Here is an 8,378-nt window from a genome sequence, read left to right on the forward strand (position 1 = left end):
CCCTCGGGGGCGCGCTCTCCTGCGCGCTCTCCTGCGCGCGTCCTCAGGCGCGCGTGCCGGGCGCCTTGGTGAGGCGGCAGCCGGTGATGCGCCACTGCCCGTCCGCGTCGCGGGCGAGGCTGTACTCGGCCGTCCAGTCGTCGCCGTACTCGTCCTGGATCGCCACAGACTGGACCACGCCCGCCGCGTCCGTGTCCCGCGCCTCGCCGAACACGAAGCTGCGGTGGCGGTAGACCGGACGGTACTGGTTCCGGACCATGCTGATGAACAGGTCGGCATTCGGGAACAGGTCCCGGATCCCGGGCGCGGCCTGCTCGTAGGCGGTCTGCGCGTCGTCGCGGCCGAGCGCCTGCTCCTGCTTGGCGATGACCGCCCGGGCCGCCGCGCGCCCCGCCTCGTCGGCCGCCACCGGCCCCGCGAGGCCGAGGACGAGGAGCAGGGCGGGCCACGCGCGCATCGCTGTCACTCCGGCAAGGTCAGGCAAGGTCCGGCAGGGTCGGACCGAGATCCGTCATCGTCACGGGAAGATGGTCTTCGCCACGCCCACGACAATGTTTGTGACCCTGCCGACAGTGATCGCCGCACCGTCACCGCATCGTGACCGATCATCGCGCCGCGCGGAAGCGCGGGCCGGCGGGAAGGTGCGGCCGGACGGGAAGCGCGCATGGGTTGGGCAGGCATCGCGCCCTGGTTGTGCAAGTCGCTGGAAAGATAGGCATTTTCGCGCCCGACGGGCGCCGCGGGTTTGACCCTCCGCGGCGGTTTTGCGAGCCTCCGCTTGCCGACTCGGTTCCGGCGGGGAACCGACCGGGCGGAGCGCGGGACGACGATGCAGAGCCACGCGGACGACAGCGCCGATGCCCGTCCGGCACAGGCCATGAGTGTCGGGGTGTTCATCCCCATAGGCAACAACGGCTGGCTGCTGTCGGAGAACGCCCCGCAGTACCGCCCGAGCTTCGCGCTCAACAAGGCGATCACCCTGAAGGCGGAGGGCTACGGGCTCGACTTCGCCCTGTCGATGATCAAGCTCCGCGGCTTCGGCGGCAAGACCGAGTTCTGGGACCACAACCTCGAATCCTTCACCCTGATGGCGGGGCTCGCCGCCGTCACCACCCGGATCCGGCTGTTCGCCACCGCGGCGACCCTGTGCCTGCCGCCCGCCATCGTGGCCCGCATGGCCGCGACCATCGATTCGATCTCCGACGGGCGCTTCGGCCTGAACCTCGTCACCGGCTGGCAGAAGCCGGAATACGACCAGATGGGCCTGTGGCCCGGGGATGAGTATTTTGCCAGGCGCTACGACTATCTGGCCGAGTACGCCCAGATACTGCGCGACCTGTGGGAGACGGGCGCCAGCGACCGCAAGGGCACGTACTTCCAGATGAACGATTGCCGGCTGAGCCCCCGGCCGCAGGCGCCGGTGAAGATCATCTGCGCCGGCCAGAGCGGCGCCGGACTGGCCTTCACGGCCCAGTACGCCGACTACAATTTCTGCTTGGGCAAGGGGCTCAACACGCCGACCGCCTTCGCGCCCGTGGTGGAGAAGCTCGCCGAGGCCGGCGCGCGGACCGGGCGGCGGGTGACCGCCTTCGCGCTGTTCATGATCATCGCCGACGAGACCGACGACGCCGCGATGGCGACCTGGGCGCACTACAAGGCGGGCGCGGATGCCGAGGCGATCGCGTGGCTCGGCGTCCAGGGCGCGGCCGACACCAAGTCCGGCAGCGACACCAACGTGCGCCAGCTCGCCGACCCGACCTCGGCGGTGAACCTCAACATGGGCACCCTGGTGGGCAGCTACGCCAGCGTGGCCGCGATGCTCGACGCCGTCATGACCATCGACGGCGTCGAGGGCGTGCTGCTCGTCTTCGACGATTTCCTCAAGGGCCTCGACGATTTCGGGACCCGGATCCAGCCCCTGATGCGGTCGCGCCGGCACGTGACGGCGGCGGCACTGCCCGAGGTCGCCTGATGGACCGCCCGATGGACCGCCCGATGGATCGCCAGATGGATCGCCAGATGGATCGCCCCGCCGGATTCCGCGACGCCCAGGGCCGGCACGGCGGCGTCGTCCTGCCGGCCCGCCCGGAGCCGATCGCCCTCGATCCCGCGACCACGGTCCTCATCGTGGTGGACGTCCAGAACGCCTACGCGAGCCCGGGCGGCTACCTCGACCGGGCCGGCTTCGACGTCTCGGGCACCGGCCCGGTGATCGCCCGGATCGCCCGGGCGGTGGCGGCGGCGCGATCCGCCGGCATCCGGGTCCTGTGGTTCCAGAACGGCTGGGACCCGGCCTATGTCGAGGCCGGTGGCCCGGGCTCGCCGAACTGGCACAAATCCAACGCGCTCAAGACGATGCGGCGGAATCCTGAAGCGAACGCGCAGCTCCTCGCCAAGGGATCCTGGGACTACGCGCTGGTGGACGCCCTGAATCCGGCGCCCGGCGACATCGTGATGGGTAAGTCGCGCTACAGCGGCTTCTACAACACGCCCCTCGACAGCACCCTGCGGGCCCGGGGCGTGACCACGCTGGTCTTCACCGGCATCGCCACCAACGTCTGCGTCGAGTCGACGCTGCGGGACGGGTTCCACCGGGAGTATTTCGGGATCGTGCTGGCCGACGCCACGCACCAGGCCGGGCCGGAGAGCCTGCAGCACGCGGCGCTCGCCAACATCGAGACCTTCTTCGGCTGGGTCTCGGACGTCGCCGCCTTCGAGGCCGCCCTCGGGGCGTCCTCACATGCCGGGATCGATACATCCGGCGGTACATCCGGCGGCGATCTGGCCGGATAAGTGCATCGCGCCCCCGGCCGGTGACCGGCAGGGTGCGCGAAGACCGCCGCGACGCGGCCTCCCGCGCGGCCTGCCCGGCCCGGCCGACAGGTCGCGCGCGGGAGGCGCAGGGGAATGCCCAAGCAGGTCGTGATACCGCCGGGGACCGGCAAGCCGCTGGCCCCCTACGTGCCGGGCACCCTGGCCGACGGGATCCTGTACGTCTCGGGCACGCTGCCGCTCGATGCGGAGGCCAACGTGGTCCATGTCGGCGACGCGGCGGCCCAGACCCGCCACGTGCTGGAGACCATCCGGGGCGTGGTCGAGGCCGCGGGCGGCACCATGGACGACGTCACCTTCAACCACGTCTTCCTGGCGGACTGGGCCGACTACGCGGCGATCAACGCCGTCTACGCCGAGTATTTCCCGGGCGAGAAGCCCGCGCGCTACTGCATCCAGTGCGGCCTCGTGAAGCCCGAGGCCCGCGTGGAGATCGCCGCGATCGCCCATATCGGCCGCTGATGGGCCCGCTCCCCCACGCGGTGGCCGGCCCGGCGGGCGGGCGGCCGGTGCTGCTCTCGCCGGGCCTCGGCGGCGCGGCGGGCTACTTCGCGCCGCAGATGGCGGCCCTGACCGCGCGGTTCCGGGTCGTCACCTACGACCACCGCGGCACCGGGCGCTCGCCCGGCCGGCTCGCGCCGGACCACGACGTTCCCGCCATGGCGCGGGACGCGCTCGGGGTGCTGGACGCGGCCGGGATCGACCGGGCCGACGTGGTCGGCCACGCGCTCGGCGGCCTGATCGCCCTCCAGATGGCGCTGGACGCCCCCGGGCGGGTCGGGCGCCTCGTCGTGATCAACGGCTGGGACGCGATGGACCCGGCCACGCGCCGCTGCTTCGCGGCCCGCCGGGCGATCCTGGCCGGGGGCGGGCCGGAGGCCTACGTGCGGGCCCAGGCGATCTTCCTGTACCCGGCCCCCTGGCTCTCCGCGGAGGCCGACCGGGTCGAAGCCGACGCGGCGCAGGCCCTGGCGCATTTCCCCGGCGCCGAGACCGTGCTGACCCGCATCGCCGCCCTGGAGCGCTTCACCATCGCGGACCGTCTCGGGTCGATCGGCCACGAGACCCTGGTCATGGCCGCCCGGGACGACGTGCTGGTGCCCTACACCCGGTCCGAGCGGCTGGCGGCGGCGCTGCCCAAGGCCCGGCTCGCCCTCGCCCCGGAGGGCGGCCACGCCCACAGCGTCACCCGGCCCGAGGCCTTCAACCGGGCGCTCCTGGAGTTCCTGGACCGGGACTGAGCGCCCGCTACGCCCGCAGCGCGATCATCGGCAGCACCACCGCGTCGAGGGCGGCGGCCAGCACCGGGAGCAGGGCCGGCCAGCGCAAGGCCGCCGCGGTGCCGATCCGCCCCCGGGCGAAGGCCAGGATCAGCATCGGCGCCAGCGGCAGCAGGTCCCGGGCCTGCATCCCCCCGAGGCCGCCCGCCGGGGCGAGGGCCTGCGGCAGCACCGCCAGCCAGAGGCCGAGCAGCGCGCAGCCCGAGAGCCACAGCCGCTCCGCGCGCGGGGGCAGGGGGCCGCGCCGCAGCGCGACGGGCGGCACCAGCAGCGCGGCGGCCCAGACCCCGGTGAGGAACCCGGGCAGCGGGACGGGCAGGGACACCAATCCGCCCCCCGCCGCGCCGGGGGGCGGAAGCCCGGGGCTCGCGGCCGGCAGGAGCGCCGGCAGGAGAGCCGGCAGGAGAGCCGGCAGCAGGGCGAGCGCGGCGAGCGGCAGTCGCTCCCGCCAGGCGCGGACGCGTCGCCCCGGGGGCGGGAACGGCACCAGCAGCATCCCCACGAGGGGCGCGCAGGCCGGCCGCGCCAGCACCACCAGGGCGATCGCCAGCGCCGCGCCGGCGCGGCGCGCCGATCCGTGCCGGCCCGTCATCGGCCGGGGGCTGAGCAGCGCGGCCGCGAGCGAGGCCGGGAAGCACAGCAGCGCGAACAGCGCGGCCCGGCCCCGGGTCGCCAGGGCCAGGGCGGCGAGCCCCAGGCCCAGGAACGCCGCGATGCCGGCGAGCCGGCCGCAGACGGCGAGGGCGGACGGGGTCTCGCCGGTGAGGCCGATCCAGGCCAGCGCGAGGCAGGCCGGGAAGCCGAGGCCCAGGAAGGCAAGGGCCCAGAACCGGCCGTCGCCGGTGATCGGCAGGCTCACGGCCCCGTCCGGGTCGCGCGGGCGGCCGGCCCCTGCGCGGCGGGCGCGCGGACAGGGCGCGGCATCGCCGGCCCGCTCAAGCGGCGGGCCGCGCGCGCGCGGCCCGCAGGAGGTCCGGCACGAGCCCCGGCAGCGCCGCGGCCAGGAGGCCCGCCGCCCGCAGGACCTCCGCGGCCTCCCGGGGGGAGCGGCGGGCGAGGGCCAGGGCGAGCCGCAGGGGCACCTGCGCGCCGAAGCTCGCCGCCGCCAGGGCGAGGGCCGTCGCGGCGCCGTGGTGCTTGCCGGCGTAGAGGATCTGGCTGCGCAGGAAGTAGAACAGCCGCCGCGCCCGCACCTGCCGGGTCGTGCCCTGGCCGACATGGCGGGCGACCGCCCCGGCCACGTGCCGCACCGCGAAGCCCGCCGCCCGGGCCCGTTCGCAGAGGTCGGCATCCTCCCAGTAGACGAAGAAGCGCGGGTCGAACCCGCCGAGGCTCCGGAACAGGTCGCGGCGGATCATCAGGAAGGCGCCCATCACCTGGTCGACGGCGCGGTCCTCCGCATGGTCCCACTCCAGCAGGAAGTGCGGCCGCACGAGGCCGAGACGGTCCAGCGCCAGGGCGCGGCCGAGGAGGCCCAGCGCCGAGGGCGCCCGGGCGCAGGAGCGCGCGGTCCGCCCGTCCGGGTCGACGAGCCGCGCGCCCACGATCCCGGTCCGCGGGTCGGCCGCCAGGGCGGCCAGGGCCACGCCGAGCGCGTCGGGCGCGACCTGCGTGTCCGGGTTCAGGAACAGGATCGCGGGGGCGTCGCCGGCGGCGGCGCCCTGGTCGCAGGCCCGGCCGAAGCCGAGATTCGCGGTGTTCTGGATCAGCCGCAGCGGGCGGGGCAGGGCGGGCAGGGTCTCGGCGGAGCCGTCCGTCGAGGCGTTGTCCACCACGGTGACCTGCACGGCCGCGGCGTCCCGCGCGGCCGCGAGGCTCGCGAGGCAGGCGCGCAGCAGGCCGCCGCCGTTCCAGTTGACGATCACGACGTCGAGGGCAGGGCGGTCGGTCACGGCAGGTCCCGGGGCAGGTCCCGGGGCGGCCCGAGGCGCCCGAGGGCGCCGTCGCGCGCGGCCGCGAGGAGCCTGAGCAGCACGGCGGGCCGGAAGCCCGAATCCGCCCAGTACAGCCCGGCCTGGAGCGGCAGGTAGGCGGCCTGGGCGAGTTTCCAACGCGGCGGCACGTGCGGCAGCCGCCACGCGTAGATCGCGTTGCGCAGGTAGGTCGCCATGCGGAACAGGGGCTGGCGCGGCATCGTGATCCCGAAGGCCCGGATCGTCCCGCCGCCGACGCGGTGCGGGATCGCGACGGCGTCGGCTCGGTAGCAGCCGTAGCCGAGGCTCCAGGCACGGAAGCACCATTCGAGCTCGACCCCGTCGATGAAGAAGTCGCCGCGGAACGGCCCGACCCGCGCGAAGGCGTCGAGGTCGAGGAGCGAGCCCGAGGTCGCCAGGAACTGCACGGGAGCGAGGCCGTCGCGTGCCGGCGCGCCGGGACGGGGCGGGTAGGCCGGCGCCTTGTGGCCCGGTGCCGGCGCGGGCGCCGGGCCCACCACCGCCGCCGGGATCCCGGCCTCCCGCAGCCGGTCCCGCGCCGCCAGCAGCGCGGCGGCGAGATCCGCGGGCGGCTCGGCGTCCTGGTCGAGGAGGAGGAGGGTCCCGCCCCCCGCGGCACGGGCGGCCGCCGCGATCCGGTTGAGCGCCTCGGCGATGCCGAGATTCGTGCCCGCCGACAGCAGGGTCACGCCGGCCCGGGCGAGCTGGTCGGCCGTCCCGGCCGGGAGGCCGCCATTGTCGAAGGCGATCACCGCGGCGTCGCCGGCCGAGGCCAGGGCCCGGACGCGCGCCACCTGGTCCGGCCGCGGCCGGAACAGGGTGATCCCGAGGACGAGGCTGCCGAGCCGCGGGTCGGGCACCGGCCGCGTCCCGGTAACGGGCGCGGGACGGCCCGTCACGCCCGCTCCACCGCGGCGGTCGCCGCCTCCAGGGCCGCCGTGATGGCGGCGGCCTGCTCGGCGCTGAGCGGGCCGCGGGCGAGCCGCATCTGCAGGGCGAGCTTCAGCCCCTCCTTGGCGCGCACGACCGAGGGCGGGGGACCGTCGCCCCGGGCGGCCTCGGCCTCCGCCATCCGGGCGAGGATCGCCTCGAGGGTCGGGCGGTTGCCGTCCAGGAAGGCCTGCCCCTCGGGCGTGATCGCGTGCAGCCGCTTGGTGCCCTCCCCGGGGGTCACCGTGACGTGGCCGAGTTCCTCCAGGAGGGTCAGCGTCGGGTAGACGGTCCCGGGGCTCGGGCTGTAGGCGCCGCCGACCCGCTCCTCGATCGCCTTGATGATCTCGTAGCCGTGGCGCGGCTTCTCGGCGATCAGGTGGAGGATGACGAGGCGCAGGTCGCCGTGGGCGAAGAAGCGCGCGAGGTCGCCGCGGCCGCCGCGGCCGAACATCCGGCGGTCGCCGGGACCGCGACCCGGGTGGCCGTGGGGCCCGTGCCGTCCGCGGGGGTCGCCGCCCATCGGCCCGCGATGGGCGCGGACGCGGAAGGCGTCGAAGGGATCGGCGTGCAGGCCGTCCGAGACATAGGGATGCATGGAGACGACTCGATTTCGATATGACGAATTTTCAGATATATCGAAATACGGTCGACAGCAAGTCCCCTCCGCCGGTCCGCGGCATGACCCGCGGCATGGCCCGCGGCGCGGACGCCGGCGGCGCCCCGCGGTTTACGGATTCGGCCGGTTCCGCTAGTGCGACTTGTGTCCGACAGGACGATCGCTCCCGCGCCGCCTCGCGCCTCCGACGCTGCCCGCCAGCTGCCGCCCATGACCCGATCAGAGCCCCGCGCCTCGACGGCGCCCGCCCGGCGGGCGGCCGATGGATCCCGCGCCCCGTGACGGCCCGCGGCGAACGCCCCTCCGCAGAGTCCTGAGATGCGCCGCGACTCCGACGGGACCGGCCGGATCTCGGCCCTGACGCGGATGCGACGCCGCCTCGGCCGGCTGCGCGACCCGCTGGCCACGCCGGCGGCGCTGCACCGACGCTGGGCGGGCGCGGCGACCGGCGCGGATCTCGAGGCGCGCCTGATCGCCGCCCTGGCCCCGCACTTTGACACGGCGTTCTACGCGAACTGGTACGGGATCGCGGCCGACCCGGTGCGCGACTACCTCGTCCACGGCTGGCGCGCGGGCCGCGACCCGCGCCCCGACTTCGACTCCGCCGCCTACCTCGCCGCCCATCCCCACCTCGTCCGCGCCGGCATCAACCCGCTCCTGCACGCCCTCGCGCGCCGCCGCGCCGGACGTGAAGGGGAGGGGGAGGCGGCCGCCCTGCCGAAGCCCGACACGGCCGAGGCCCACCGCCTCGCCCGCCGCCTCGTCGACGGCGCCTTCTACCTG

Annotated in this window: 9 protein-coding genes and 1 pseudogene; 5 read left to right on the top strand and 5 right to left on the bottom strand. The window is 75.2% G+C overall.

Features of this window, described 5'->3' with window-relative positions:
• Positions 1-43: 43 nt before the first annotated feature.
• Complete coding sequence (locus ACLBYG_RS13730) at positions 44-457, bottom strand: DUF4864 domain-containing protein (RefSeq protein ID WP_447681804.1); 414 nt, start codon at positions 455-457, stop codon at positions 44-46.
• 420 nt (positions 458-877) lie between these two features.
• Between ACLBYG_RS13730 and rutA the strand changes: the two genes are divergently transcribed.
• The 4 genes from rutA (at position 878) to rutD (ending at position 4,073) form a co-directional block, all read left to right on the top strand.
• Positions 878-1,972, top strand: coding sequence for a pyrimidine utilization protein A (gene rutA, locus ACLBYG_RS13735; RefSeq protein WP_447681811.1), 1,095 nt, complete (start codon positions 878-880; stop codon positions 1,970-1,972).
• Between the two features lie 23 nt (positions 1,973-1,995).
• Positions 1,996-2,793 carry a pyrimidine utilization protein B gene (gene rutB / locus ACLBYG_RS13740; RefSeq protein ID WP_447681812.1) on the top strand — a complete coding sequence of 266 codons (798 nt, stop codon included), beginning with the start codon at positions 1,996-1,998 and terminating at the stop codon, positions 2,791-2,793.
• A 114-nt stretch (positions 2,794-2,907) separates the two neighbouring features.
• Positions 2,908-3,294, top strand: coding sequence for a pyrimidine utilization protein C (gene rutC, locus ACLBYG_RS13745; RefSeq protein ID WP_100252122.1), 387 nt, complete (start codon positions 2,908-2,910; stop codon positions 3,292-3,294).
• On the top strand, positions 3,294-4,073 hold the full coding sequence (rutD, locus tag ACLBYG_RS13750; RefSeq protein WP_056523173.1) for a pyrimidine utilization protein D: 780 nt from the start codon (positions 3,294-3,296) through the stop codon (positions 4,071-4,073). The genes rutC and rutD overlap by 1 nt, the downstream gene beginning before the upstream one ends.
• A 7-nt stretch (positions 4,074-4,080) precedes the next feature.
• Here rutD and ACLBYG_RS13755 read toward each other — a convergent pair whose 3' ends face one another.
• The 4 genes from ACLBYG_RS13755 to ACLBYG_RS13770 all read right to left on the bottom strand — a co-directional run bounded on the left by ACLBYG_RS13755 (position 4,081) and on the right by ACLBYG_RS13770 (position 7,574).
• Positions 4,081-4,971, bottom strand: a complete 891-nt coding sequence (locus ACLBYG_RS13755) for a hypothetical protein (RefSeq protein WP_447681805.1) — start codon at positions 4,969-4,971, stop codon at positions 4,081-4,083.
• Positions 4,972-5,047: 76 nt separating this feature from the next.
• Entirely contained in the window at positions 5,048-6,004 is a 957-nt protein-coding gene (locus ACLBYG_RS13760) for a glycosyltransferase family 2 protein (RefSeq protein ID WP_447681806.1), read from the bottom strand.
• Positions 6,001-6,945 (bottom strand): rhamnosyltransferase, encoded by a 945-nt coding sequence (locus ACLBYG_RS13765; protein ID WP_447681807.1) that lies wholly within the window; start codon positions 6,943-6,945, stop codon positions 6,001-6,003. Before ACLBYG_RS13765 ends, ACLBYG_RS13760 begins: the two co-directional genes overlap by 4 nt.
• On the bottom strand, positions 6,942-7,574 hold the full coding sequence (locus ACLBYG_RS13770; RefSeq protein WP_020093357.1) for a PadR family transcriptional regulator: 633 nt from the start codon (positions 7,572-7,574) through the stop codon (positions 6,942-6,944). Before ACLBYG_RS13770 ends, ACLBYG_RS13765 begins: the two co-directional genes overlap by 4 nt.
• 339 nt (positions 7,575-7,913) lie before the next feature.
• Between ACLBYG_RS13770 and ACLBYG_RS13775 the strand changes: the two are divergent.
• Positions 7,914-8,378, top strand: a pseudogene (locus tag ACLBYG_RS13775) (glycosyltransferase); the annotation flags it as partial.

The sequence above is a fragment of the Methylobacterium sp. D53M genome, from assembly GCF_053345625.1.